The following is a 24652-nucleotide window of genomic DNA, read 5'->3' on the forward strand; positions in this document are numbered from 1 at the left end:
CGCAACCCAAATGTGGGAGCGAGCTTGCTCGCGATAGCGTCAGTTCAGTCAGCCTTGATGCGACTGATACGCCGCTATCGCGAGCAAGCTCGCTCCCACAGTGGGTAGGGTTTCACTCTATCAGTCGTCGCTGATGGTGATGTTCGGCATCGCCGGCATGGCGGCTTCCTGCAACACGATCCGCGCGCCTACGTGGCGAGCCAGTTCCTGGTAGACCATAGCGATCTGGCTGTCCGGCTCGGCGCTCACGGTGGGCTTGCCGCCGTCGGCCTGCTCACGGATCAGCATCGACAGCGGCAGCGAGGCCAGCAGTTCGACGCCGTACTGGGTCGCCAGTTTTTCCCCGCCGCCTTCGCCGAACAGATGCTCGGCGTGCCCGCAGTTAGAGCAGATGTGCACGGCCATGTTTTCCACCACGCCCAGCACCGGGATGTTGACCTTGCGGAACATCTCCACGCCCTTGCGCGCATCCAGCAGGGCCAGGTCCTGGGGCGTGGTGACGATCACCGCGCCGGCCACCGGGACTTTCTGCGCCAGGGTCAGCTGGATATCGCCGGTGCCTGGCGGCATGTCGATCACCAGGTAATCCAGGTCGCCCCAGGCGGTCTGCGTCACCAGTTGCAGCAAGGCGCCAGACACCATCGGCCCGCGCCAGACCATCGGCGTGTTGTCATCGGTCAGGAACGCCATGGACATGACTTCCACGCCATGGGACTTGAGCGGCACGAACCATTTCTGGTCCTTGACCTGCGGCCGGGTACCTTCGGCGATACCGAACATGATGCCCTGGCTCGGGCCATAGATATCGGCGTCGAGGATCCCCACCCTGGCCCCTTCACGGGCCAGCGCCAAGGCCAGGTTGGCGGCGGTGGTGGATTTGCCCACGCCGCCCTTGCCGGAGGCCACGGCGATCACGTTCTTGACGTTCGCCAGCCCCGGCACCTGGGCCTGGGCCTTGTGGGCGGCGATCACGCTGGTGATGTCGACTTGGGCGGCCGCCACGCCATCCAGGCCTTCGATCGCCATCTGCAGCATTTGCGCCCAGCCCTTCTTGAACAGGTCGGCGGCGTAGCCGATTTCCAACTGGACGTGGACGCGATCGCCCTGGACATCGATGGCACGCACGCATCCGGCGCTGACCGGGTCCTGGTTCAGGTAGGGGTCGGTGTACTGGCGAAGGACGGCTTCCACCGCTGCGCGATTGACGGCGCTCATGGGCAACTCCGATAGCAAGACTGGAAAAACAGGCGGCTATCCTACGCCGCCCATTCTTTTGTGGCGACCCAAACACTGCTGTGTGAATGTCCCTCTGGCGAGGGAGCTCGCTCCCGCTCGACTGCGCAGCAGTCGCACCAAGGCTGACGTTGTCAGGGTACACAACCTTTTTAAGGGCGGCTTCGCCACCCAGCGGGAGCAAGCTCCCTCGCCACACAGGCCCTGCCAGCATCCGGAAACAGGCTCATAGGGTGAAAAAAAGCCGCCGGCGCTTTATAGTGGCCGACCTCCGTTTCATCAAGTAGCCGAGCCCCATGTCCGAGCCACGCAAGATCCTCGTCACCAGCGCCCTGCCCTATGCCAATGGTTCGATTCACCTCGGCCATATGCTGGAATACATCCAGACCGATATGTGGGTGCGCTTCCAGAAGCATCGCGGCAACCAATGCATCTATGTCTGCGCCGACGACGCCCACGGCTCGGCCATCATGCTGCGCGCGGAAAAGGAAGGCATCACCCCGGAACAACTGATCGCCAACGTCCAGGCCGAACACAGCGCCGACTTTGCCGAGTTCCTGGTGGACTTCGACAACTTCCACTCCACGCACGCCGAGGAAAACCGCGAGCTGTCGAGTCAGGTCTACCTCAAGCTGCGTGATGCCGGGCACATCGCGACCCGCTCGATCACCCAGTATTTCGACCCGGAAAAGAAAATGTTCCTGGCCGACCGCTTCATCAAGGGTACCTGCCCGAAATGCGGCACCGAGGACCAGTACGGCGACAACTGCGAAAAGTGCGGCGCCACCTATGCACCCACTGACCTGAAAGACCCGAAGTCGGCGATTTCCGGGGCCACGCCGGTGCTCAAGGATTCCCAGCACTTCTTCTTCAAGCTGCCGGATTTCCAGCAGATGCTGCAAGCCTGGACCCGCAGCGGCACCCTGCAGGACGCCGTCGCCAACAAGATCGCCGAATGGCTCGACGCCGGCCTGCAACAGTGGGACATCTCCCGCGATGCGCCGTATTTCGGCTTCGAGATCCCGGATGAGCCCGGCAAGTACTTCTACGTCTGGCTGGATGCGCCAATCGGCTACATGGCCAGCTTCAAGAACCTGTGCAACCGCACGCCGGAGCTGGACTTCGACGCGTTCTGGGGCAAGGACTCCACCGCCGAGCTGTACCACTTCATCGGCAAGGACATCGTCAACTTCCACGCCCTGTTCTGGCCCGCAATGCTCGAAGGCGCGGGTTTTCGCAAGCCGACCGGCATCAACGTCCATGGCTACCTGACCGTCAACGGCCAGAAAATGTCCAAGTCCCGCGGCACCTTCATCAAGGCCCGGACATACCTGGACCACCTGTCCCCGGAATACCTGCGCTACTACTACGCGGCCAAGCTGGGCCGTGGCGTCGATGACCTGGACCTGAACCTCGACGACTTCGTGCAGAAGGTCAATTCCGACCTGGTGGGCAAAGTCGTCAACATCGCCAGCCGCTGCGCCGGTTTCATCCACAAGGGCAATGCCGGCGTGCTGGTGGCAGGCAATGCGGCACCAGAGCTGACCGAAGCGTTCCTGGCCGCCGCGCCGAGCATCGCCGAAGCCTACGAGGCTCGCGACTTTGCCCGGGCCATGCGCGAGATCATGGCCCTGGCCGACCGCGCCAACGCCTGGATCGCCGACAAGGCGCCGTGGTCGCTGAACAAACAGGAAGGCAAGCAGGAAGAAGTCCAGGCGATCTGCGCCCTGGGCGTGAACCTGTTCCGCCAACTGGTGATTTTCCTCAAGCCGGTGCTGCCGTTGCTGGCCGCCGACGCCGAGGCGTTCCTCAATGTCGCGCCGCTGACCTGGAACGATCACCAGACCCTGCTGAGCAACCATCAACTGAACGAGTTCAAGCCGTTGATGACCCGCATCGACGCCGCCAAGGTGCAAGCCATGACCGACGCCTCCAAGGAAGACCTGGCCGCCAGCCAGACCGACACCGGCGCCCTGACCGGCAATGGCGAACTGGCCAAGGATCCGCTGTCGCCGGAAATCGAGTTCGACGCCTTTGCCGCCGTGGACCTGCGCGTCGCGCTGATCGTCAAGGCCGAAGCCGTCGAGGGTGCCGACAAACTGCTGCGCCTGACCCTGGACATCGGCGATGAACAGCGCAACGTGTTCTCCGGCATCAAGAGTGCCTATCCGGACCCTGCCAAGCTCGAAGGCCGGCTGACGATGATGATCGCCAACCTCAAGCCGCGCAAAATGCGCTTCGGCGTGTCCGAAGGCATGGTGATGGCGGCGGGCCCTGGTGGCGAGGAAATCTACCTGCTGAGCCCCGACAGCGGCGCCAAGCCAGGCCAGCGGATCAAGTAACGCGACCGCACGCTGCACCGATCCCACAGTCGCTTTGCAGGCGGCTGTGGGATTTTCATATCTGGCCCGCCCTGCCCGCGTGGCGGATAATGCCTCATCGTGTAACAGGCCCTTTCACCCATACGCCCATGACCGACCTCCTTCTTACATTGTTCAGCGCGGCCCTGATCAACAACCTGGTGTTGCATTGGCCGCTGGGCGTCGATCCGCTGCTGACGACCGATGGCAGGCGGCGGGTGCACGCCCTGGGGCTGGCGACGACGTGCCTGATGCTGGTGGTCGGCACCCTGGGCTATCTGCTCGATCACTGGTTGCTGGCGCTGGCCCAACTGACGGCGTTGCGCCTGCTGGTCTGGCTGCCCTTAAGCGTATTGCTCATCGCCCCCCTGCTGCGCGGGCTGGCACGTTGGCGGCCGACATGGCCGTTCGACGGCTTGTGGCCATTGCTGCTGGGCAATGCCGGCGTCCTCGGCGTGACGCTGCTCAATGGCGAGGACGACCAGGGCCTGGGCCACGCCGTCGCCCTGAGCCTGGGCGCCGGGCTGGGCTTCTGGCTGGTGCTGGGCCTGTTCGAGGACCTGCGCCAGCGCACCTTCACTCACGCTATTGCCCTGCCCTTCCGCGGGCTGCCGATTCAGTTGATCAGCGCCGGACTGATGGCGGTGGCCTTTCTTGGATTGCGCGGGCTGGTCAAGACATGAGCCTGATTCAACGTATCGACGCGCTGCTGCCGCAAACCCAATGCGGCAAATGCGGGCACCCGGGGTGCAAGCCTTACGCCGAGGGCATTGCCCAGGGCGAGCCGATCAACAAGTGCCCACCCGGCGGCCAGGAAACCATCGCGGCCCTGGCCGAGCTGATGAAAGTACCGGTGCTGGAATTGGACACCAGCCGCGGCGCGGCCCCGGCGCAAATCGCCTTTATCCGTGAAGCCGAATGCATCGGCTGCACCAAGTGCATCCAGGCCTGCCCGGTGGACGCGATAGTCGGCGCGGCAAAGCTGATGCACACCGTCCTCATCGACGAATGCACCGGTTGCGACCTGTGTGTAGCGCCTTGCCCCGTCGATTGCATCGAGATGCGACCCCTGCCGACAGCCAGCGTGCTGCCGATTATCGGCGGCCTGACCTCAAGCCTTGAGGAGCAACAAGCGCGCGCGGCCAAACGCAACCATGCCCGACGGCGCTTCGAGCAACGCAACGCCCGTTTGCGGCGTGAAGAAGAGCAGCGCCAGGCCGAACGCCTGGCCCGCACCCAACGCGCCGCCCAGGCCCCGGCTCAACCCCAGGCGCTCGACCCGGTTCAAGCCGCGCTGGAACGGGTGCGCGCGCAGAAAGCCGCCAACGCCGATGCCGCCCTGAAAAAGGCCAAGGTCGACCTGGCCATGAGCCGGGCGCAATTGAACAAATCCTTGAAGGCCTTCGGTCATCCGCCGACCTTCGAGCAACAATCGCAACTGATCGTGCTGCAACGCCAGTTCGAAGCGGCCGAGCAAGCCCTGATACAACTGGAAAGCGCCGCACCGCAAACCGCGCCAGCGCCAGCCCCGGCACCCGCGCCGAACGCCGAGCTGAAACGGGCCAAGATCCAATTGGCCATGCGCCGCGCCGAGCTCAGCAAGGCCCGCGCGGCGGCGGCCCCGGACGACCAGGTGTTGGCATTGGAGCAAGCGGTGAAGGACGCCGAGCGCCAGGTGGACGCCCATGTCACGCCCTGAGCCCATGGACGAACGACTGCGCCAGGCCATGCAGCGCGTGCTGCTGGCGACGCTGCCGGGGGCGCTGGCGCTGCTGTGGTTCCAGGGCTGGGGCATTTTGCTGAACCTGGCGCTGGCGGGGCTCACCGCAATGGCGATCGAAGCCGCGGTGCTGCGCCTGCGCCGCCGATCACTCGCCCCCGAGCTGTTCGATGGCAGTGCGCTGGTCAGCGCCACCCTGCTGGCCCTGGCCTTGCCAGCGTACGGTCCCTGGTGGCTGACCGTCACGGCGGTGGCCTGCGCCCTGCTCTTTGGCAAACACCTGTGGGGGGGCGTCGGCAGCAACCCATTCAACCCGGCCATGCTCGGCTATGCCCTGGCCCTGGTGGCGTTTCCTGCCCACATGAGTCAATGGCCTGCGCCCCACGCCGTGGGCTTGCTGGAAGGCCTGCAACACGTGTTCGGCACACCGCCAGCACCCGACGCCTGGGCCGGGGCGACCGCGCTGGACAGCCTGCGGCTCAACCGAAGCCTGACCATCGACGAGTTGTTCGCCCACAACCCGGCGTTTGGCCATTTCGGTGGTCGGGGCGCTGAATGGGTCAACCTGGCGTTCCTGGCCGGCGGCCTGTTTCTGCTGCAACAACGGGTGTTCAGTTGGCACGCACCGGTGGGCATGCTGGCCAGCCTGTTCCTCATCAGCCTGATCGGCTGGAACGGCTCAGGCTCCGATTCCCATGGCTCTCCGCTGTTTCATCTGCTCGCCGGCGCAACCATGCTCGGGGCGTTCTTCATCGTGACCGAACCGGTTTCGGGCGCCAAGGCGCCACTCGCTCGACTGCTGTTCGGGGTCGGCGTGGGACTGCTGACTTACACCATACGCACCTGGGGCGGTTACCCCGACGGCGTGGCATTTGCGGTGTTGCTGATGAACCTTGGCGTCCCCGCACTGGAGCGCCTGGCCGCTGCACGGCAACGGCGGCAACCGGCATGAACAATCCCGGCGGCGTGGCCCTCCTGATCGCACTGGTTGCCCTCGGCAGCGGTGCCACTTACCTCACGCACCTGAGCACGACCGGGCGCATCGAGGCGCAACGACAAGCACAGCAGACCCGCGCCCTGCTCGACGTATTGCCCGTCGAGCGCTACGACAATCAGCCATTGGCGCAGCCGGTGATGACGACCGCCGTGCCCCTGGCCCATAGCTCGTTGCTACAGGCCTACCGGGCCACTCGCGCCGGCCAACCCAGCGCGGTGCTGCTACGCAGCCAGACAACGGGGTATGAAGGCAGCATCGAACTGCTGATCGCAATCGACGTGCAAGGCCGCCTGCTGGGCGTGAAAACCCTGCATCAGTCCGAGACCCCCGGACTGGGCGCGGCGATTGCCGGTTGGCCAAATGCCTGGCTGCAAACCTTCACCGGCCAATCACGCCAGCAGACTGACGACAGCGCCTGGGCCCTGAAAAAGGACGGCGGACGATTCGACCAATTGGCCGGCGCGACCGTGACCTCCCGAGCCGTCCTGGAGGCGGTTCACGATACGCTGCGTTACTTCGACGAGCACCAGGCTCAACTGACCGGAGTGGTCGCGGATGAATAAGCCATGGGCCCTGACGCGCGGGCTGTTGCTCGTCCCATTGGTCGGCGCGAGCGACTCGCTGGCCGGTGCGCTGGGGGTATGGTTGGCCTGGGCATTGATCGTCGTTGCGCAAGACGCGGCGATGGGAAGTGTCCGACATCGCCTGAGCGCGTATCAACGCGTGCTCGCCTGTGCCGTGCTGGCGGCTACCCTGGCCGCTTGCACAGGCTTCGTGCTCCAGGCCTGGGCGCCGCAGCCGTTCCGGGTGTCGAGCCTTTACCTGGGCTGGATCGCCTTGAGCGGCGTGGTGCTGGAACAACAAGACGCCCTCGTTGAGCGGCGTCTGTCCGCTCGCCTCAGGCTTGCTGGCCTGTTCGGCCTCTGGATGCTTGGCCTGGGCGCCCTGCGCGAGCTGATCGCCAGCGCCCTGCCCCTGGCCGCGCTGGCCCCGGGCGGGTTCATCCTGCTCGGCTTGCTGCTGGCGGCCCGCCAGGCCTGGACGGCCGCCAGCCCTCATTCACCTACCAAGGACACGCCGCGCCCATGAACGCCGCCAAACGCCTGGAAATATTTCGTCGCCTTCACGAAGACAACCCGGAACCGAAAACCGAACTGGCCTACTCCTCGCCGTTCGAGCTGTTGATCGCGGTGATTCTGTCGGCCCAGTCCACCGACGTCGGCGTCAACAAGGCCACGGCCAAGCTGTTTCCGGTGGCCAATACGCCGGAGGCGATCTACGCCCTGGGCGTCGAAGGGCTGTCCGAGTACATCAAGACCATCGGGCTGTACAACAGCAAGGCCAAGAACGTCATCGAAACCTGTCGCCTGCTGATCGAGCGCCATGACAGCGAGGTCCCGCAGACCCGCGAAGCCCTGGAAGCGCTTCCGGGCGTCGGCCGCAAGACCGCCAACGTGGTGCTCAATACCGCGTTCCGGCAACTGACCATGGCGGTCGACACGCACATCTTCCGCGTCAGCAACCGCACCGGGTTGGCGCCCGGCAAGAACGTGGTGGAAGTGGAGAACAAGCTGATGAAGTTCGTGCCCAAGGCGTTCCTCCTGGATTCCCACCACTGGCTCATTCTTCACGGGCGCTACGTGTGTCTGGCACGCAAGCCCCGGTGCGGCAGCTGTCGGATCGAAGATTTATGCGAATACAAGCACAAGACCTCCGACGATTGAGGCGCTATTGGTTTTATTGATCTGTCGATTGAAAAAATCTTTTTTACCCGCCCGTGGTTTATCGATATAAGGAGCGCCAATGGCAGTCTTAGCCTGGAGTCGAACCCATGAGTACTGGCAAAGAACAACTGGATGTAGAAGACGAATTCATCGCCGTTGAGTCCGACGACGCGGAACCCGTGGTCGTGGAAGTGGCGAAAACCAATCTGAGCAAACGCCGCACCATTGATAATCTGCTGGAAGAACGCCGCTTGCAGAAGCAGTTGGCCGATTACGACTTTGACCTTTGACCGCTTGCCCCCAAACACCTAAAAGCCTCCCCGATGGAGGCTTTTTTATTGGCTATGGGTGACCGCCTGACTCACACCAACCCATTGCGTTGTGCCAGCTCGATCAGATCGACCAGCGAACGCGCGTTGAGCTTCAACAATAAACGCGTCTTGTAGGTACTGACCGTCTTGTTGCTCAGAAACATCCCATCGGCAATTTCCTTATTGGTTTTTCCGCGCGCCAGTTGTTGCAGCACCATCATTTCCCGTCCGGACAAACGATCGACCATGTCCGACTCGCTGGCGTTACCCAGGCTGGAGCGCACGGTATGCAGCGCCTGGTTGGGGAAATAACTGTAGCCGGACAATACGGCCTTGATCGCGCTCAACAACTCGGTCAAGTCCTGTTGCTTGCACACATACCCGGCCGCTCCCGTCTGCATGCAGCGCATGGAGAAATGCCCGGGCGACTGGGACGTCAGCACCAAGACTTTCATTGCCGAGGGAATGGCGCTCAGGCGGGCAATAACCTCCAGGCCATCCAACTTCGGAATACCGATATCGAGAATGACGATATCGGGCATAAGTTCCCGCGCAAGTTGCAACGCATCGACGCCGTTATCCGTTTCGGCCACAACTTCATAACCATGACGCTCCATCAGCAGACGTACAGCAAGACGAATGACGGGGTGATCATCCACGATCAGCACTTTATTCATGGGCAAATCCAACTTCGCTGTTCGAATTTTTAGAGCACGCACAATAGCCTAGTCATTTCTACCTTGGCATGCCGCCCCCCCCTGGCCGCTCGCAGCGAAAGACGAAACCTACAAGCTATACAGAAAAATCCTACAAATTCACCCGAAAAAAATGTGTCATGAATTTTTCGACGGCCCGCAAGCGACCTTTCTTAACCTCCCGGTAACCTCTGGACAAATCGTATTACGCCACGCTTCCACCCCGAGGCCGGTGGTTCAAGGCATGTGGCTAATAGGATCGTTAAAGCCTTGGTTAAATAGCCTCGCATCGAAGTGCCAGGCGCGTTCAATATAAAAAAACAGAAATCAAGGCAGCGTCCATTCACGCCTTGCCAGCGCCGCGGTATTGGACTAGTTATTAATAACCCTATCCATCAACTGACTCACCGAGCATATTGTATGAGCAACCCATATGAACAAACCCTTGAAGACCATTACCAACCCCATGACCCTCATCGCTGTATTTGCCACGCTATCGGAAACTTCCGCGGCCATCTCCCTGCCGTTTCTGGATGATGACGATCGCGAATACTATCTTTGGTTTTTGATCAGTTTTCCGTTTTATCTGTTATTGCTGTTTTTTACCACCCTGAACTTCAACTACCGCTCGCTGTATTCACCTTCCGACTTTCCCAAGGGCAAACATTTCCTCAAGACCCTGGATGATTCGCTCGGCCGGCGTAAACGGACGTTGCGCCGGACAAACAAACACCAGGCGTTGCCGACGCAATGTCATCGCCCCGGACGCAAGCGGCGGCGCCCTGGGTGCGTGGTGTGCGGGCAATCGCAACGCCCACGGTCCAAACGCGACAGACAAGCCACCCGCATCATCGTCTACGTCATTTACCGGGGCGCAGGCGAGGCCACGGCCAGGCAGGATGGATAATCCCTGCACAGAAAAGGGAGCCCCCAAAAAAAACGGCCTGCGCAGGGCAGGCCGTTTTTTACACAGGCAGGGTCAGAACAGCTTGCGACCCTTGTTCGCCGCAATGCGCATGCGCAGGGCGTTGAGCTTGATGAAACCGGCCGCGTCGGCCTGGTTGTAGGCACCGCCGTCTTCTTCGAAGGTCGCGATGTTGGCATCGAACAGCGAGTCGTCGGACTTGCGCCCGGTCACGATCACATTGCCCTTGTACAGCTTCAGGCGCACGACACCGTTCACGTTGACCTGGGAAGCATCGATCATCTGTTGCAGCATCAGACGCTCAGGGCTCCACCAGTAGCCGGTGTAGATCAGGCTGGCGTACTTGGGCATCAGCTCATCCTTGAGGTGAGCGACTTCACGGTCCAGGGTGATCGATTCGATGGCGCGGTGGGCGCGCAGCATGATGGTGCCGCCCGGGGTTTCGTAGCAACCACGGGACTTCATGCCGACGTAGCGGTTCTCGACGATGTCCAGACGGCCGATGCCGTGCTCGCCACCGATACGGTTGAGGGTCGCCAGCACGGTGGCCGGGCTCATTTCCACGCCGTCCAGGGCGACGATATCGCCATTGCGGTAGGTCAGTTCCAGGTATTGCGGGGTATCCGGGGCCTTCTCCGGGGAGACGGTCCAGCGCCACATGTCTTCTTCGTGCTCGGTCCAGGTGTCTTCCAGCACGCCACCTTCATAGGAGATGTGCAGCAGGTTGGCGTCCATCGAGTACGGCGACTTCTTCTTGCCGTGACGCTCGATCGGGATCGCGTGCTTCTCGGCGTAGTCCATCAGTTTTTCGCGGGACAGCAGGTCCCATTCGCGCCACGGGGCGATGACTTTAACGCCTGGCTTGAGGGCGTAGGCGCCCAGTTCGAAACGAACCTGGTCGTTGCCTTTGCCGGTGGCGCCGTGGGAAATGGCATCGGCGCCGGTTTCGTTGGCGATTTCGATCAGGCGCTTGGCGATCAGCGGACGGGCGATGGAAGTACCCAGCAGGTACTCGCCTTCGTAGACGGTGTTGGCGCGGAACATCGGGAACACGAAGTCGCGGACGAACTCTTCGCGCAGGTCATCGATGTAGATCTCTTTGACGCCCATGGCCTGAGCCTTGGCGCGTGCAGGCTCGACTTCTTCGCCCTGCCCCAGGTCAGCGGTGAAGGTCACCACTTCGCAGTTATAAGTGTCCTGCAGCCACTTGAGGATCACCGAAGTGTCCAGGCCGCCGGAATACGCCAGAACGACCTTGTTTACGTCCGCCATGCCATCACTCCACGGGTTCTACGGAAAGCCGTGAAGTCTAACGTCCAACGCGGATAATTTACAGGGGCGCGACAGCTTATGACGACGAAGCGACAGATTATGTCGAACGCGCGACGACCACGCGGGATCAGGACGTGCGCGCAGTGGCCCCGGCAGGCGCCTTGGCCGGCGCAGCGGCGGGGGCCGGAACCTTGGCAGGCGCGGCGGCCGGTGCGGGTGGCGCAGGGGCCGGTTGCGCAGCCGGCACCGGTGCTGGTGTCGGTGCCTGGGCAGGCTCCACACGCGCCAGTTGCACGACCACGCGACGGTTCTTGGCCCGGTTGGCGGCGGTGGTGTTGGGTGCCAGAGGGTAACGCTCACCGTGGAAACGCACGGTGATCTGCGATTCCTGGAAACCGTTGGCCTTGAAGAATTCCTGCACGGCCAGGGCCCGGCGGCGCGACAGCTCACGGTTGGTCAGGCGGTTGCCGCTGTTGTCGGAATGACCGTCAAGCTCGACATGATTGACGCTCGGGTCGGCCTTGATGAAGTCGAGCATCACCTGCAGTTGCGCCTTGGCACGGGCATCGAGCTCGATGGACTCACCGGGAAATGCGATCTGGGTCTGCTTGATCTGTTCGAAGTTCTTTGGCAACAGTTTGGCCACGCAGCCTTGATAGTCATTGAAGGCCTTGTTGAAGCGCACCGGCAGCAAGCGGACTTCCGAGACGCGCCCGTCCTCGCTGTTGCGGCGTACCACAGGGCTGCGACCTTCCATCAGCCCGCTGATCAGTCGCCCGGCCTGGACCTGAGAACTGTTGAACAGCACGTCGCCGCTGCCGATCCTCACCGAACCCAGGTTGATGTCTCCGCGTCCCGGCTGCCAGGGTGAGGCCGCCGCCAGCAAGGTGGCGGAACCGCCGCCCAGCATTGGGTTGTAGGCCTTGAGACGGAACGTGGCCTGCTCGCCCGCCCGGCGCACGAATTCGCCGCTGCCGAAATCGGTGATCGGCTGGCTCAGCCGGCACTCGAACTTGTCGCCTTCGACCGTCCACTCAATGCTCTCCAGACGGGTCTGGAAAGTGAGCGCCATCGCGGGAAGGCTGGCAAACACACTGAGCAAGGCTAGATAACGCTGGCGCACGGGAGGCTCCACTGGCTTTATTACAAAGTTCGACACCTACTGAGAGTCTGACGCAGGTCCCAGGCACCCCACGGATTCGTGGCACACCTGTAGGGGCTATCGGTCGCCGGCGCCAGAACTTGATAGCGGGTGCCTGAATCGGTCTTTTCCGGTAGCATTCCCCAGAGTTTGACCCGCCTGGAAGCCCCCCAATGTCCGACCGCCTGACCCTGCTGCGTCCCGACGACTGGCATATTCATCTTCGCGATGGTGCTGTGTTGACCCATACCGTCGCCGATGTCGCGCGCACCTTCGGGCGCGCAATCATCATGCCTAACCTGGTTCCGCCGGTGCGCAACGCCGCCGAGGCCGATGGCTATCGCCAGCGCATCCTCGCGGCGCGCCCGGCTGGCAGCCGCTTCGAACCGCTGATGGTGCTGTACCTCACCGACCGCACCCAGCCCGAAGAGATCCGTGACGCCAAGGCCAGTGGCTTTGTCCACGCCGCCAAGCTGTACCCGGCCGGCGCGACCACCAACTCGGACTCCGGCGTCACCCGCATCGACACGATCTTCCCGGTGCTGGAGGCCATGGCCGAAGTCGGCATGCCGCTGCTGATCCACGGCGAAGTGACCCGCGGCGACATCGACGTCTTCGACCGCGAGAAAATCTTTATCGACGAGCACATGCGCCGCGTCGTGGAACGCTTCCCGACCCTCAAGGTGGTGTTCGAACACATCACCACCGGCGACGCCGTGCAGTTCGTCAACGAAGCGCCGGCCAACGTGGGCGCGACCATTACCGCGCATCACCTGCTGTACAACCGCAACCACATGCTGGTGGGCGGGATCCGGCCGCACTTCTATTGCCTGCCGATCCTCAAGCGCAACACTCATCAGCAAGCCTTGCTCGACGCCGCCACCAGCGGCAGCGCCAAGTTCTTCCTCGGCACGGACTCGGCGCCCCACGCCCGCCACGCCAAGGAAGCCGCCTGCGGTTGCGCCGGCTGCTACACCGCGTACGCCGCCATCGAGATGTATGCCGAGGCATTCGAGCAGCGCAATGCGCTGGACAAGCTCGAAGGCTTCGCCAGCCTGCACGGTCCGCGCTTCTACGGCCTGCCGGTGAACACCGATCGCATTACCCTGGTCCGCGACGAATGGACCGCCCCCGTCAGCCTGCCGTTCGGCGAGCAGACCGTCATCCCGCTGCGCGCCGGTGAAAAACTGCGCTGGCGCCTGCTGGAGGAAAACGCGTGAGTGAAGATCATTTCGACGACGAACTGGACGGCAATGGTGGTTCGGGCGGTGCCCGTCACCCGATGGCAGCCCGGTTCCGCGGCTACCTGCCGGTTGTCGTCGACGTAGAAACCGGCGGCTTCAACTCCGCCACCGATGCCCTGCTGGAAATCGCCGCGACGACCATCGGCATGGATGAAAAAGGCTTCGTGTTCCCGGATCACACCTATTTCTTCCGCGTCGAACCGTTCGAAGGTGCCAACGTCGAAGCCGCGGCCCTGGAGTTCACCGGGATCAAGCTTGACCACCCGTTGCGCATGGCCGTCAGCGAAGAGACGGCCCTGACCGACATCTTCCGCGGCGTGCGCAAGGCGTTGAAGGCCAACGGCTGCAAGCGCGCGATCCTGGTCGGGCATAACAGCAGCTTCGACCTGGGCTTCCTCAATGCCGCCGTCGCGCGCCTGGACATGAAGCGCAACCCGTTCCACCCGTTCTCCAGTTTCGACACGGCCACCCTCGCCGGCCTGGCGTACGGCCAGACCGTCCTGGCGAAAGCCTGCCAGGCCGCCGACATCGACTTCGATGGCCGCGAGGCCCACTCGGCCCGCTACGACACCGAGAAGACCGCCGAGCTGTTCTGCGGCATCGTCAATCGGTGGAAAGAGATGGGTGGCTGGCAGGATTTCGACGACTGACATCCGCCTGGCTTGGCTCTCTTGTGGCGAGGGGATTTATCCCCGTTGGACTGCGCAGCAGTCCCAGAAGGATGAGCCAGGCAAACTCAATTGGCAGGTTTGGGGGCCGCTTCGCGGCCCATCGGGGATAAATCCCCTCGCCACAGGATTGTGCTCTGCTTTAGAACACCCCCCAAAAAAAACCGGCCCATCAAGGGCCGGTTTTTTATGCCAGGTTCGCTTACAGCTTGTCGCTGTGCTCGCCCAGGTAAGCGGCAACGCCTTCAGGCGATGCGGTCATGCCCTTGTCGCCTTTTTTCCAGTTGGCTGGGCAGACTTCGCCGTGCTCTTCGTGGAATTGCAGAGCGTCGACCAGACGGATCAGCTCTTCCATGTTACGGCCCAGTGGCAGGTCGTTGATGATCTGCGAACGAACCACGCCTTTGTCGTCGATCAGGAACGCACCACGGAAAGCCACGCCACCTTCGGACTCAACGTCGTAGGCCTTGGCGATCTCGTGCTTCATGTCGGCAGCCATGGTGTATTTCACCTGGCCGATACCGCCATTGTTGATCGGGGTGTTGCGCCAGGCGTTGTGGGTGAAGTGCGAGTCGATCGAGACAGCGATCACTTCGACGTTGCGCGCCTTGAAGTCGTCCATGCGGTGATCCAGTGCGATCAGCTCGGACGGGCAGACGAAGGTGAAGTCCAGTGGGTAAAAGAACACCAGGCCGTATTTGCCTTTGATGGCCGAGGACAGGGTGAAGCTGTCGACGATTTCGCCGTTGCCGAGGACGGCTGGAACGGTGAAGTCAGGGGCTTGTTTGCCTACGAGTACGCTCATTGGATATCTCCTGGTGTAGTAACGTGAAAACAAGGTCCGGGCCAGCCTGTCACCCTCAGGCGACAGCCCTGTGACACGAACCCGCTTTGCAAGGACCGACCATCATACACCGGGCATTTGGACTGTCTTCAACGGTTTTTCCGCGACATTGAAAAATCAATGTTTCGCCTCATGATCGTGCAATGATCCTCGCGCAGAACCGTTCGTCAGGCAGGCACCGCTCTGGCCCGAGGGTTTCAGAAACCACTTTGACAATCATTCTCGTTAACATTAAGATCCGTCTCAATTGAGTCACAACCAGCGACGGTTCTCACTTATGTATGTATGCCTCTGCACTGGCGTCACCGACGGACAAATCCGCGAAGCAATCTACGAAGGTTGCTGCAGCTATCGCGAAGTCCGCCAGGCCACCGGCGTAGCCAGCCAATGCGGCAAATGTGCCTGCCTGGCCAAGGAAGTGGTACGTGAAACCCTCGCCAAGGTGCAGACGGCACAAGCCGCCATTCCCTACCCGGTAGAATTTACCGCCGCGTAATAAACAGCACTTCAAGGAACCGGACACCATGTCCGGTTTTTTTATGCCTGTAAATCAATTGGTTAGCGTCAAGACGCGGAACACAAACATTCTTATTCCGATTAATTTTCATTTATTATTCAATAACTTAGGTTTGACACTGGTCAATACGCGGCTCAAACTCTGCCCCATACACAGCTATTACAGGGCAGGCCTCATCATGAAAGGCGACATTACAGTCATCCAGCATCTCAACAAGATCCTTGCCAATGAACTGGTCGCGATCAACCAATACTTCCTGCATGCGCGCATGTACGAAGATTGGGGCCTGAACAAGCTGGGCAAGCACGAGTACCACGAATCCATCGACGAGATGAAGCACGCGGACAAGCTGATCAAGCGCATCCTGTTTCTCGAAGGCCTGCCGAACGTCCAGGACCTGGGCAAACTGCACATCGGTGAACACACCCAGGAAATGCTGGAGTGCGACCTGCGCATCGAGCGCACCGGCCACGCCGATCTGAAAGCCGCCATCGCCCATTGTGAAAGCGTTGGCGACTTCGGTAGCCGTGAACTTTTGGAAGACATCCTCGAATCCGAGGAAGAGCACATCGACTGGCTGGAAACCCAATTGGGCCTGATCGATAAAGTGGGCCTTGAGAACTACCTGCAATCGCAGATGGGCGAAGAGTAACTTCCCCCCACCTGCCACTAAAAAGCCCCGCCCTCTTGTGAGAGGCGGGGCTTTTTATTGCCTGGACTTCCAGGCATGCCAAATCCAATGTGGGAGCGGGCTTGCTCGCGAAAACGCCATATCAGATAAACAAACGCTGACTGACCCTCCGCATTCGCGAGCAAGCCCGCTCCCACAAGGTTTCGTGTTCACCACAACCAGTGTGGTGAACAGACGTCCATAATCAGGCTTCGGTCTTGTTCGCTGCTTTTTCCACAGCGGCCTTGATGGTGGCCTGCAGCGAACCGTCAGCCGCCATCTCGGTCATGATGTCGCTGCCGCCAATCAACTCGCCACCCACCCACAGTTGCGGGAAGGTAGGCCAGTTGGCGTACTTCGGCAGGTTGGCACGAATTTCCGGGTTCTGCAGGATGTCTACGTAGGCGAACTTCTCGCCACATGCCATCACCGCCTGGGCAGCCTTGGCCGAGAAGCCGCATTGCGGAGCATTCGGCGCGCCTTTCATGTAGAGCAGGACGGTGTTGTTGGCAATCTGGTCTTTGATCGTTTCGATGATATCCATGGAGCACCTCGGCTTGAACTTCTGCGACTTAAGTCGTCGACACGGTGACGCATTGTAACGGAAAGCCGAGCACGCTGTCCCAGGGACAAATTCACGCAGCCGCGACCTTCACCGGTACGCCATTGAGTGCCGCGTTGCCGGACAACTCATCCAACTGGCACTCATCCGTCAGGTCGTTGGCACTGGAGCCCGGCTGGCCGCTGGCGATGCTCATCTGCACGCCTGGCCGGGCATGACCCCAACCGTGTGGCAGGCTGACCACGCCTTTCATCATGTCCGCGCTGCCCTGGACTTCCACTTCGATGGTGCCCACCCGGGAGCTGACTTTCACCCGCTGGCCATCGACCAGGCTGCGGCTGGCCAGGTCATCCGGGTGCATCAGCAGTTGATGACGTGGTTTGCCTTTCACCAGCCGATGGAAGTTGTGCATCCACGAATTATTGCTGCGCACATGACGACGGCCAATCATCAGCAACTCGTCCGGTGCGGGCGCCTGCACGGCGGCAAAGCGCTCGATATCGGCCAGGATCACGGCCGGCGCGGCCTGCACGCGCTGGTTTTCGGTCTTCAGCCGCCCCGCCAGGTTCGGCTTGAGCGCACCCAGGTCGATGCCATGGGGATGATCGAACAGCGTTGCCAGGGACAGCTTGTGTGGCGACGCATCGCCATACGCCCCCGCCCGCAAGCCGAAATCGATCATTTGCGCCGGCGGCAGGGTGGGCTTGAGTTCCTTGCCGGTCCTGGCGGCGAAGGCCTTGGCCAGGCCGACGAAAATTTCCCAATCGTGCAACGCGCCTTCGGGCTTGGGCAGGATCGCCCGGTTGAAACGGGTCACGTTGCGCACCGCGAACACATTGAACGTGGTGTCGTAATGGTCGTTTTCCAGCGCCGACGTCGAGGGCAGGATCAGGTCCGCGTACCGCGTGGTTTCGTTGATGTACAAGTCGACGCTGACCATGAACTCCAGGCCGTCGAGCGCCTGCTCCAATTGACGCCCGTTCGGCGTGGACAGCACCGGGTTGCCGGCCACGGTGACCAGCGCACGCACCTGGCCCTCCCCTTCGGTGAGCATCTCTTCGGCCAGGGCCGACACCGGCAACTCCCCGGCGTACTCGGGGCGCCCGGACACCCGGCTCTGCCAGCGATTGAAATGCCCGCCCGACGTGGTCGCCACCAGATCCACCGCAGGCTCGGTGCACAAGGCCCCGCCCACGCGGTCAAGGTTGCCGGTGACCAGGTTGATCACCTGGATCAGCCACTGGCACAGCGTACCGAAGGCCTGGGTCGAAACGCCCATCCGCCCGTAGCAGACCGCTGATGGCGCGGCGGCGAAGTCCCGGGCCAACTGCCGGATCTGCGCCGCCGGCACCGCGCAGAGCGGGCTCATCGCTTGCGCCGTGAACCGCTCGACGGCTTCACGCACCCGATGAAGGTCGTCTACCGGCAGATGGCTGTCGCGGGTCAGGCCTTCATCGAACAAGGTATTGAGCAAGCCCAGCAACAACGCAGCGTCGCCACCGGGGCGTACGAAGACATGCTGGTCGGCAATGGCGGCCGTCTCGCTGCGGCGTGGATCGACCACCACCACCTTGCCGCCACGGGCCTGGATGGCCTTGAGGCGTTTTTCCACGTCCGGTACGGTCATGATGCTGCCGTTGGACGCCAGCGGGTTGCCGCCCAGGATCAGCATGAAGTCGGTGTGGTCGATGTCCGGGATCGGGATCAGCAAGCCATGGCCGTACATCAGATGGCTGGTCAAGTGATGGGGCAACTGGTCTACCGACGTCGCCGAGAAACGGCTGCGGGTCTTCAACAGGCCGAGGAAATAGTTGCTGTGGGTCATCAGCCCGTAATTGTGCACGCTGGGGTTGCCCTGGTAGACCGCCACCGCGTTCTGGCCATGACGTGCCTGGATGTCCGCCAGGCGCTCGGCGACCAGGGCGAAGGCCGCGTCCCAGGCAATGGGCTGCCATTCGTTGCCGACCCGCTGCATGGGCTGGCGCAAGCGGTCCGGATCATTCTGGATATCCTGCAGGGCCACCGCCTTGGGGCAGATATGGCCCCGGCTGAAGCTGTCCAGCGCATCCCCCTTGATCGAGGTGATCGCCAGGCCCTGGCCTTCGGTTTCGGTGGTTTCGAGGGTCAAGCCACAAATGGCTTCGCACAGATGGCACGCACGGTGGTGAAGAGTCTTGGTCATGGCCAGCCTCTGTTTTATTCGTAGCGGGCACTGTCGGCCGCGGGAACAAAACTATGGCGCGTGATCCCCGGCGGCGCCAGCGACGTTCGTCCTGTGAATTGGCGGGCATCAGGCCCGCCGATGAAGTGCCGTCAAGACCGGTCGGGCGGCGGTGCCAGCAACTGGATCTCCTCGACGGTTTCCACCAGTTCCTGAGTGATCGGGTCGCCGGTCAACTCGCCAATCAGCCGCCAGTGTTCATCGATGCCGCCGCTGATGGTGGCCATGCGATCGATCATTCGACGGGCCGCCGCCTTGGTTACCTCATCCTCGCTGCGCAGCAACTCGAATGACATGGACGTCACCGAAGCGGTCAGGTGCGTCAGCGTGCGTGCCGTCAGCCCTAGCAATTCCATCAGTTGCTGCTCTTTCGAATCCATTTCGGGGCTCCTGTGTCACGCGGGGTTCATTTATAACCCAGGCCCTTGCATTAGGAAATGTTTCACAGCCACCGGTGGGCGGGTGGGCGCCTGCCCGGGGCGGCGAAACGCTCTTCCGGGTCGCCCAAGCCCCGTCCCGCTTGATTGCCAAGCGACGCGACGGCAGTGTACAAAGAGGCGCTGCTGTCAGGAAAACGGCCCCCAACCCGCCATCGCAACCCCGGCGATGGCCTCGCTGAATCCCCAAAAACCGTAGCCCTATTGGTAAGACGCGACATTTAATGTCAATATCGCGCCTTCCCCTATTTTCGTCGCCCCGTGCGGCTTTTGCCGCAGGTCTCGCCCGTTTTTCCCTAAACAAGGCTTTGAGCATCTGCGGTCAGTAACAAAAAGGTAGTCAATCATGAGCGCAAGGCACTTTCTCTCCCTGATGGATTTCACGCCCGACGAGTTGCTCGGCGTGATCCGTCGAGGCGTGGAGCTCAAGGACCTGCGTAACCGCGGCGTACTGTTCGAGCCCTTGAAAAACCGCGTGCTGGGGATGATCTTCGAGAAATCATCGACCCGCACCCGCATCTCTTTCGAAGCTGGCATGATCCAACTCGGCGGCCAGGCGATCTTCCTGTCGCCGCGTGACACTCAACTGGGCCGTGGCGAACCCATCAGCGATTGCGCCATCGTCATGTCGAGCATGCTGGATGCGGTGATGATCCGCACCTTTGCCCACAGCACCCTGACCGAGTTCGCGGCCCATTCCCGCGTGCCGGTGATCAACGGTCTGTCCGATGACCTGCACCCCTGCCAACTGCTGGCCGACATGCAGACCTTCCTCGAGCACCGTGGCTCGATCCAGGGCAAGACCGTGGCCTGGATCGGCGATGGCAACAACATGTGCAACAGCTATATAGAAGCGGCGCTGCAATTCGACTTCCAACTGCGCATTGCCTGCCCCGAAGGCTACGATCCCGACGCCAGGCTGGTCGCCAAGGCCGGGGACCGGGTGACAATTGTCCGCGATCCGAAACTGGCCGTGGCCGGCGCGCACCTGGTGAGCACCGACGTCTGGACCTCCATGGGCCAGGAAGAAGAAACCGCCAAGCGCCTGGAGCTGTTCGCGCCGCTGCAGGTCAACCGCGCCCTGCTCGACCTGGCGGATGCCGACGTGCTGTTTATGCATTGCCTGCCGGCCCACCGTGGCGAAGAAATCAGCGTCGACCTGCTGGACGACCCGCGCTCGGTGGCCTGGGACCAGGCAGAGAACCGCCTTCATGCACAGAAGGCCCTGCTGGAGTTCCTGGTCGAGCCGGCGTACCGCCACGCATGAGCCAGCCCCTGCTACTGAATCTGCACAACCTGGCGTGTGGTTACCAGGACCAACGGGTTGTGCAGAACCTCAACCTGCACCTCAATGCCGGTGACATCGGTTGCCTGCTCGGTTCGTCTGGCTGCGGCAAGACCACCACGTTGCGGGCCATTGCCGGTTTCGAGCCGGTGCACGAAGGCGAGATCCAACTGGCCGGGCAAACCCTCTCCCGCGCCGGTTTCACCCTCGCCCCGGAAAAACGCCGCATCGGCATGGTGTTCCAGGACTATGCGTTGTTCCCCCACCTGAGTGTGAGCGAGAACATTGCCTTTGGCATTTGCAAGCATCCGAGCAAGGCGCGGGTAGTGGAGGAACTGCTGGAGTTGGTGAACCTGAAGAACCTAGGCGGGCGTTTTCCCCATGAGCTCTCCGGCGGCCAGCAACAGCGCGTCGCCCTGGCCCGCGCGCTGGCACCCGAGCCACAGCTGCTGTTGCTCGACGAACCGTTCTCCAACCTCGACGGCGAGTTGCGACGCAAACTCAGCCATGAGGTCCGGGCCATCCTCAAGGCCCGCGGCACCAGCGCGATCCTGGTCACCCACGATCAGGAAGAAGCGTTTGCCGTGAGCGACCATGTCGGGGTGTTCAAGGAAGGTCGACTGGAACAGTGGGACACGCCCTACAACCTCTATCACGAACCCCTGACGCCCTTCGTGGCCAGCTTCATCGGACAGGGTTATTTCATCCGTGGCCGCCTCGAAAGCCCCGAGTCGGTGCAGACCGAGCTGGGCATCCTGCGCGGTAACCGGGCCTACACCTGGCCGATTGGCGCCGCGGTGGACGCATTGCTGCGACCGGACGACATCGTCTACGCCCCGGACAGCCCGCTCACCGCCCAGATCGTCGACAAGACATTCCTGGGCGCATCGACCTTGTATCGTCTGCAATTACCGACGGGCGCCCAACTGGAGTCGATCTTCCCGAGCCATGCCGACCACCAGGTCGGCGCCCGTGTCGGTATCCGCGTGGCGGCAGAGCACCTGGTGCTATTCCAGGCCTCGGGCAGCACGGCGGCGCATCTGCCTGCGGTGGAAAGCGGCGTGCGGCGGTACAGCGCAGCCCATTGATCATCGATTGTTTGGATGGCTTTGTGGCGAGGGAGCTTGCTCCCGCTGGGGCGCGTAGCGACCCCAAAAAACATGCAAGCGCTGCACACTCGAGCGCGAGCTTGCTCCCTCGCCACGCAAGCGCCTTCGCGCTGATCAGCCCAGTGAAAGGGTCCCGCTGGCCACCAACCTCGCGTCGCCGCCAATCCGCACCCGCTCCCCTTCCAGCCGGCAGAACAGGGCCCCGCCCCGGGCCGAACACTGGTAGGCCGTCAGCCCCCGCTTGCCCAGGCGCTTGGACCAGTAGGGAATCAGGCTGCAATGGGTCGAACCGGTCACCGGGTCTTCGTTGATGCCGATCGCCGGGGCGAAATAGCGCGAGACGAAATCATGCTTGCTGCCCGGCGCGGTCACGATCGCACCCGGCCAAGGCAGTTTTGCCAGGGCGGCCATGTCCGGCTTGCAATCGAGCACCGCCTGCTCCGACTCCAGCACCACGAACAGCTCATTGGAGCTCAGCACGTCCACCGCTTCGACGTTCAGCGCGCTCTGGACCGCCAGGGACACACCCAGCTCGGTAGGCACGATGGCCGGGAAGTCCAGCCATAAGCGGCCCTGGTCGCGGGTGACACTCAATGGACCGGACCGGCAAGTGAACTCCAGGCGCTCTGCGGTTTCGTGGTAGACCTCGAACAGCACATGGGCACTGGCCAGCGTCGCGTGCCCGCACAGTGGGACTTCCGTGGTGGGCGTGAACCAGCGGATATGCCACTGCTGGCCTTCACGCACCACAAACGCGGTTTCCGCCAGGTTGTGCTCGGCGGCGATCTTTTGCATCAAATCATCGGCGAGCCAGGCGTCGAGCCGATAGACCATCGCCGGGTTACCGCCAAACGGGCGATCACTGAACGCATCGACCTGATGAAACGCAAGCTGCATGGCCCTTCCCCTTTTTTATTGATGCGCCAGCATGAAGGGCGGCAACGGTGGTATCCAGTGACAGATCAGCAGAATTTTCACCCTACACCGCATGCGCCCCTGACAAGCAGGCTAGCCTCCGCTTGGACGCTGTGCTCATCCTGGAATCAGGCGCGGCCGATCTCGGCGAACTTCGCCCCGGTGTGTTCTGCCAGCACCGAAGGCGCCAGCTCCACTTCCAGCCCGCGCCTGCCAGCACTGACGAAGATGCTGTCGAACTGTTCAGCAGACGTATCGATGAACGTGCGCAGGCGCTTCTTCTGCCCCAGCGGGCTAATGCCTCCGAGCAAATACCCGGTCGAACGCTGTGCCGCCGCCGGGTCGGCCATCTCCACTTTCTTCACGCCTGCCGCGTGGGCCAGGCCTTTCAGGTCCAGGCTGCCTGCCACCGGCACAACCGCCACCAGCAGCTCACCTTTTTCACTGGCGGCCAGCAATGTCTTGAACACCTGGGCCGGCTCCAGTCCAAGTTTTTCCGCCGCTTCCAGGCCGTAGGACGCTGCCTTGGGGTCGTGTTCATAACTGTGGATACGATGTTCGGCGCGCACTTTCTTCAACAGATCCAACGCGGGGGTCATGACCGCTCCTGACAGGGAAATCAAAAAGAGTGGATGGATTCTAAGCCATCACTGGCCAAAAGGCTGTGGGCCGCAGTGTCGCTGTCGATGAGGGCTTGGCAAAGAAGCAGACATTCACGCCACGAATAGTTGAAATATGACCGACGGTTCACTTTCGACCTTTGACACCAGCGTTTCTTGTCTATATTTTTTCGAAACTGAAAGCCATAACGCCTGTCTCAAGCAACAACCCGAGGCCAAGGACTGCATCCTGCCTCGGCGGAAATCGCGCTGTAGAGCTTGCTCGAACGCGCCCGGAAAAAAACAAAAACCGAGGTTCGAATGACCATTGCTTCACAACAGCCGTCCCTTTCCAGCCAATGCCTGGCCGAATTCCTGGGGACAGCGCTATTGATCTTCTTCGGGACCGGTTGCGTTGCAGCGCTCAAGGTCGCGGGTGCGAGTTTCGGCTTGTGGGAAATCAGCATCATCTGGGGCGTCGGCGTCAGCATGGCGATCTACCTCAGCGCAGGCATCTCCGGCGCGCACCTGAACCCTGCCGTCAGCGTCGCCCTGTGCCTCTTCACTGACTTCGAAAAGCGCAAGCTGCCCTTCTATATCATCTGCCAGGTCGCCGGCGCCTTCTGCGGCGCGTTGCTGGTGTACACGCTGTACAGCAACCTGTTCTTCGATTTCGAACAGTCGCGACACATGATCCGTGGCACCGAGGCGAGCCTCGAGTTGGCGTCGGTATTCTCCACTTATCCACATCCGGCCCTCTCCACTGGCCAGGCCTTCGTGGTGGAAATGATCATCACCGCCATCCTGATGGGGGTGATCATGTCCCTCACCGATGATAACAATGGCTTGCCCCGCGGCCCGCTGGCGCCGTTGTTGATCGGCCTGTTGATTGCGGTGATCGGCAGTTCGATGGGGCCGTTGACCGGCTTCGCGATGAACCCGGCTCGGGACTTCGGCCCTAAACTGATGACTTTCGTCACAGGCTGGGGTGAAATTTCCCTCACCGGTGGGCGCGACATCCCATACTTCCTGGTTCCGATTTTTGCACCGCTGCTGGGTGCATGCCTGGGTGCTGCGGCCTATCGCGGGCTGATTGCCCGCCATCTGCCCAGCACCACGACAGCTATAAAGGATGCAGAACCGGCCATTGACGGCAAGCCCAGAACATCCTGAAAACAGTCGGCGCACGCTCCTGCCCGTTCG

26 protein-coding genes are annotated in these 24652 nt (G+C 61.9%); 16 read left to right on the forward strand and 10 right to left on the reverse strand.

Annotated elements, in window-relative coordinates:
* Positions 1-120: 120 nt before the first annotated feature.
* Positions 121-1215, reverse strand: a complete 1095-nt coding sequence (locus VM99_11350) for an ATP-binding protein (GenBank protein ID AKJ98622.1) — start codon at positions 1213-1215, stop codon at positions 121-123.
* A 314-nt stretch (positions 1216-1529) separates the two neighbouring features.
* Here VM99_11350 and metG point away from each other — a divergent pair, with 314 nt between their 5' ends.
* The 8 genes from metG to VM99_11390 all read left to right on the forward strand — a co-directional run bounded on the left by metG (position 1530) and on the right by VM99_11390 (position 8324).
* Positions 1530-3575: a methionine--tRNA ligase gene (gene metG, locus VM99_11355; protein AKJ98623.1), complete on the forward strand. Its 2046-nt coding sequence runs from the start codon at positions 1530-1532 to the stop codon at positions 3573-3575.
* A 128-nt stretch (positions 3576-3703) separates the two neighbouring features.
* Positions 3704-4276 (forward strand): NADH:quinone oxidoreductase, encoded by a 573-nt coding sequence (locus VM99_11360; protein ID AKJ98624.1) that lies wholly within the window; start codon positions 3704-3706, stop codon positions 4274-4276.
* Entirely contained in the window at positions 4273-5292 is a 1020-nt protein-coding gene (locus tag VM99_11365; GenBank protein ID AKJ98625.1) for a (4Fe-4S)-binding protein, read from the forward strand. Before VM99_11360 ends, VM99_11365 begins: the two co-directional genes overlap by 4 nt.
* On the forward strand, positions 5279-6265 hold the full coding sequence (locus VM99_11370) for an electron transporter RnfD (GenBank protein AKJ98626.1): 987 nt from the start codon (positions 5279-5281) through the stop codon (positions 6263-6265). Before VM99_11365 ends, VM99_11370 begins: the two co-directional genes overlap by 14 nt.
* Positions 6262-6873, forward strand: coding sequence for an electron transporter RnfG (locus VM99_11375; protein AKJ98627.1), 612 nt, complete (start codon positions 6262-6264; stop codon positions 6871-6873). Before VM99_11370 ends, VM99_11375 begins: the two co-directional genes overlap by 4 nt.
* Complete coding sequence (locus VM99_11380) at positions 6866-7399, forward strand: NADH:quinone oxidoreductase (GenBank protein AKJ98628.1); 534 nt, start codon at positions 6866-6868, stop codon at positions 7397-7399. Before VM99_11375 ends, VM99_11380 begins: the two co-directional genes overlap by 8 nt.
* Entirely contained in the window at positions 7396-8034 is a 639-nt protein-coding gene (locus VM99_11385; protein AKJ98629.1) for an endonuclease III, read from the forward strand. Before VM99_11380 ends, VM99_11385 begins: the two co-directional genes overlap by 4 nt.
* A gap of 107 nt (positions 8035-8141) precedes the next feature.
* Positions 8142-8324, forward strand: coding sequence for a leucyl-tRNA synthetase (locus VM99_11390; protein AKJ98630.1), 183 nt, complete (start codon positions 8142-8144; stop codon positions 8322-8324).
* A gap of 71 nt (positions 8325-8395) precedes the next feature.
* Here VM99_11390 and VM99_11395 read toward each other — a convergent pair whose 3' ends face one another.
* On the reverse strand, positions 8396-9022 hold the full coding sequence (locus VM99_11395) for a LuxR family transcriptional regulator (GenBank protein ID AKJ98631.1): 627 nt from the start codon (positions 9020-9022) through the stop codon (positions 8396-8398).
* A gap of 451 nt (positions 9023-9473) precedes the next feature.
* On the opposite strand from VM99_11395, the gene VM99_11400 reads away from it, so the two are divergent.
* Positions 9474-9947 (forward strand): hypothetical protein, encoded by a 474-nt coding sequence (locus tag VM99_11400; protein AKJ98632.1) that lies wholly within the window; start codon positions 9474-9476, stop codon positions 9945-9947.
* 72 nt (positions 9948-10019) lie between these two features.
* Here VM99_11400 and VM99_11405 read toward each other — a convergent pair whose 3' ends face one another.
* Complete coding sequence (locus VM99_11405) at positions 10020-11237, reverse strand: argininosuccinate synthase (GenBank protein ID AKJ98633.1); 1218 nt, start codon at positions 11235-11237, stop codon at positions 10020-10022.
* Positions 11238-11364: 127 nt separating this feature from the next.
* The gene (locus tag VM99_11410; protein ID AKJ98634.1) at positions 11365-12360 is read right to left on the reverse strand and encodes a membrane protein; all 996 of its coding nucleotides are present in this window, start codon (positions 12358-12360) and stop codon (positions 11365-11367) included.
* Positions 12361-12551: 191 nt separating this feature from the next.
* On the opposite strand from VM99_11410, the gene VM99_11415 reads away from it, so the two are divergent.
* Both VM99_11415 and VM99_11420 read left to right on the forward strand, forming a co-directional pair.
* On the forward strand, positions 12552-13598 hold the full coding sequence (locus VM99_11415) for a dihydroorotase (GenBank protein AKJ98635.1): 1047 nt from the start codon (positions 12552-12554) through the stop codon (positions 13596-13598).
* A complete protein-coding gene (locus VM99_11420) occupies positions 13595-14272 on the forward strand; it encodes a ribonuclease T (GenBank protein ID AKJ98636.1) in 678 nt (225 codons plus the stop codon). Before VM99_11415 ends, VM99_11420 begins: the two co-directional genes overlap by 4 nt.
* 220 nt (positions 14273-14492) lie before the next feature.
* Here the strand turns inward: VM99_11420 and VM99_11425 are convergent, their stop codons facing one another.
* The gene (locus VM99_11425) at positions 14493-15095 is read right to left on the reverse strand and encodes an alkyl hydroperoxide reductase (protein ID AKJ98637.1); all 603 of its coding nucleotides are present in this window, start codon (positions 15093-15095) and stop codon (positions 14493-14495) included.
* A 316-nt stretch (positions 15096-15411) separates the two neighbouring features.
* On the opposite strand from VM99_11425, the gene VM99_11430 reads away from it, so the two are divergent.
* The gene (locus tag VM99_11430; GenBank protein ID AKJ98638.1) at positions 15412-15630 is read left to right on the forward strand and encodes a (2Fe-2S)-binding protein; all 219 of its coding nucleotides are present in this window, start codon (positions 15412-15414) and stop codon (positions 15628-15630) included.
* Positions 15631-15829: 199 nt separating this feature from the next.
* Positions 15830-16303, forward strand: coding sequence for a bacterioferritin (locus VM99_11435; GenBank protein ID AKJ98639.1), 474 nt, complete (start codon positions 15830-15832; stop codon positions 16301-16303).
* A gap of 223 nt (positions 16304-16526) precedes the next feature.
* Here the strand turns inward: VM99_11435 and VM99_11440 are convergent, their stop codons facing one another.
* The 3 genes from VM99_11440 to VM99_11450 form a co-directional block, all read right to left on the reverse strand.
* Positions 16527-16865: a glutaredoxin gene (locus VM99_11440; protein AKJ98640.1), complete on the reverse strand. Its 339-nt coding sequence runs from the start codon at positions 16863-16865 to the stop codon at positions 16527-16529.
* A gap of 91 nt (positions 16866-16956) precedes the next feature.
* On the reverse strand, positions 16957-19065 hold the full coding sequence (locus VM99_11445; protein ID AKJ98641.1) for a dehydrogenase: 2109 nt from the start codon (positions 19063-19065) through the stop codon (positions 16957-16959).
* Positions 19066-19196: 131 nt separating this feature from the next.
* On the reverse strand, positions 19197-19484 hold the full coding sequence (locus tag VM99_11450) for a hypothetical protein (protein AKJ98642.1): 288 nt from the start codon (positions 19482-19484) through the stop codon (positions 19197-19199).
* A 403-nt stretch (positions 19485-19887) separates the two neighbouring features.
* Here VM99_11450 and VM99_11455 point away from each other — a divergent pair, with 403 nt between their 5' ends.
* Positions 19888-20808, forward strand: coding sequence for an ornithine carbamoyltransferase (locus VM99_11455; GenBank protein AKJ98643.1), 921 nt, complete (start codon positions 19888-19890; stop codon positions 20806-20808).
* The gene (locus tag VM99_11460) at positions 20805-21914 is read left to right on the forward strand and encodes an iron ABC transporter ATP-binding protein (GenBank protein AKJ98644.1); all 1110 of its coding nucleotides are present in this window, start codon (positions 20805-20807) and stop codon (positions 21912-21914) included. Before VM99_11455 ends, VM99_11460 begins: the two co-directional genes overlap by 4 nt.
* 135 nt (positions 21915-22049) lie before the next feature.
* Here the strand turns inward: VM99_11460 and VM99_11465 are convergent, their stop codons facing one another.
* Positions 22050-22832 carry an isomerase gene (locus tag VM99_11465; GenBank protein AKJ98645.1) on the reverse strand — a complete coding sequence of 261 codons (783 nt, stop codon included), beginning with the start codon at positions 22830-22832 and terminating at the stop codon, positions 22050-22052.
* Positions 22833-22978: 146 nt separating this feature from the next.
* Entirely contained in the window at positions 22979-23449 is a 471-nt protein-coding gene (locus VM99_11470) for a hypothetical protein (GenBank protein AKJ98646.1), read from the reverse strand.
* 321 nt (positions 23450-23770) lie between these two features.
* Between VM99_11470 and VM99_11475 the strand changes: the two genes are divergently transcribed.
* The gene (locus VM99_11475; protein AKJ98647.1) at positions 23771-24622 is read left to right on the forward strand and encodes a glycerol uptake facilitator GlpF; all 852 of its coding nucleotides are present in this window, start codon (positions 23771-23773) and stop codon (positions 24620-24622) included.
* Positions 24623-24652: the final 30 nt, after the last annotated feature.

Origin of the sequence: Pseudomonas chlororaphis (assembly GCA_001023535.1) — a bacterium.
GTDB classification, from domain to species: Bacteria; Pseudomonadota; Gammaproteobacteria; order Pseudomonadales; family Pseudomonadaceae; genus Aquipseudomonas; species Aquipseudomonas chlororaphis_E.

Coding starts and splice junctions, on each gene's coding strand:
- VM99_11460 (AKJ98644.1), top strand. CDS start 20,805: ATGAGCCAGCCCCTGCTACTGAATCTGCACAACCTGGCGTGTGGTTAC.
- metG (AKJ98623.1), top strand. CDS start 1,530: ATGTCCGAGCCACGCAAGATCCTCGTCACCAGCGCCCTGCCCTATGCC.
- VM99_11360 (AKJ98624.1), top strand. CDS start 3,704: ATGACCGACCTCCTTCTTACATTGTTCAGCGCGGCCCTGATCAACAAC.
- VM99_11415 (AKJ98635.1), top strand. CDS start 12,552: ATGTCCGACCGCCTGACCCTGCTGCGTCCCGACGACTGGCATATTCAT.
- VM99_11435 (AKJ98639.1), top strand. CDS start 15,830: ATGAAAGGCGACATTACAGTCATCCAGCATCTCAACAAGATCCTTGCC.
- VM99_11475 (AKJ98647.1), top strand. CDS start 23,771: ATGACCATTGCTTCACAACAGCCGTCCCTTTCCAGCCAATGCCTGGCC.
- VM99_11445 (AKJ98641.1), bottom strand. CDS start 19,065: ATGACCAAGACTCTTCACCACCGTGCGTGCCATCTGTGCGAAGCCATT.
- VM99_11450 (AKJ98642.1), bottom strand. CDS start 19,484: ATGGATTCGAAAGAGCAGCAACTGATGGAATTGCTAGGGCTGACGGCA.
- VM99_11350 (AKJ98622.1), bottom strand. CDS start 1,215: ATGAGCGCCGTCAATCGCGCAGCGGTGGAAGCCGTCCTTCGCCAGTAC.
- VM99_11430 (AKJ98638.1), top strand. CDS start 15,412: ATGTATGTATGCCTCTGCACTGGCGTCACCGACGGACAAATCCGCGAA.
- VM99_11365 (AKJ98625.1), top strand. CDS start 4,273: ATGAGCCTGATTCAACGTATCGACGCGCTGCTGCCGCAAACCCAATGC.
- VM99_11470 (AKJ98646.1), bottom strand. CDS start 23,449: ATGACCCCCGCGTTGGATCTGTTGAAGAAAGTGCGCGCCGAACATCGT.
- VM99_11465 (AKJ98645.1), bottom strand. CDS start 22,832: ATGCAGCTTGCGTTTCATCAGGTCGATGCGTTCAGTGATCGCCCGTTT.
- VM99_11395 (AKJ98631.1), bottom strand. CDS start 9,022: ATGAATAAAGTGCTGATCGTGGATGATCACCCCGTCATTCGTCTTGCT.
- VM99_11405 (AKJ98633.1), bottom strand. CDS start 11,237: ATGGCGGACGTAAACAAGGTCGTTCTGGCGTATTCCGGCGGCCTGGAC.
- VM99_11370 (AKJ98626.1), top strand. CDS start 5,279: ATGTCACGCCCTGAGCCCATGGACGAACGACTGCGCCAGGCCATGCAG.
- VM99_11375 (AKJ98627.1), top strand. CDS start 6,262: ATGAACAATCCCGGCGGCGTGGCCCTCCTGATCGCACTGGTTGCCCTC.
- VM99_11455 (AKJ98643.1), top strand. CDS start 19,888: ATGAGCGCAAGGCACTTTCTCTCCCTGATGGATTTCACGCCCGACGAG.
- VM99_11385 (AKJ98629.1), top strand. CDS start 7,396: ATGAACGCCGCCAAACGCCTGGAAATATTTCGTCGCCTTCACGAAGAC.
- VM99_11390 (AKJ98630.1), top strand. CDS start 8,142: ATGAGTACTGGCAAAGAACAACTGGATGTAGAAGACGAATTCATCGCC.
- VM99_11440 (AKJ98640.1), bottom strand. CDS start 16,865: ATGGATATCATCGAAACGATCAAAGACCAGATTGCCAACAACACCGTC.
- VM99_11380 (AKJ98628.1), top strand. CDS start 6,866: ATGAATAAGCCATGGGCCCTGACGCGCGGGCTGTTGCTCGTCCCATTG.
- VM99_11400 (AKJ98632.1), top strand. CDS start 9,474: ATGAACAAACCCTTGAAGACCATTACCAACCCCATGACCCTCATCGCT.
- VM99_11425 (AKJ98637.1), bottom strand. CDS start 15,095: ATGAGCGTACTCGTAGGCAAACAAGCCCCTGACTTCACCGTTCCAGCC.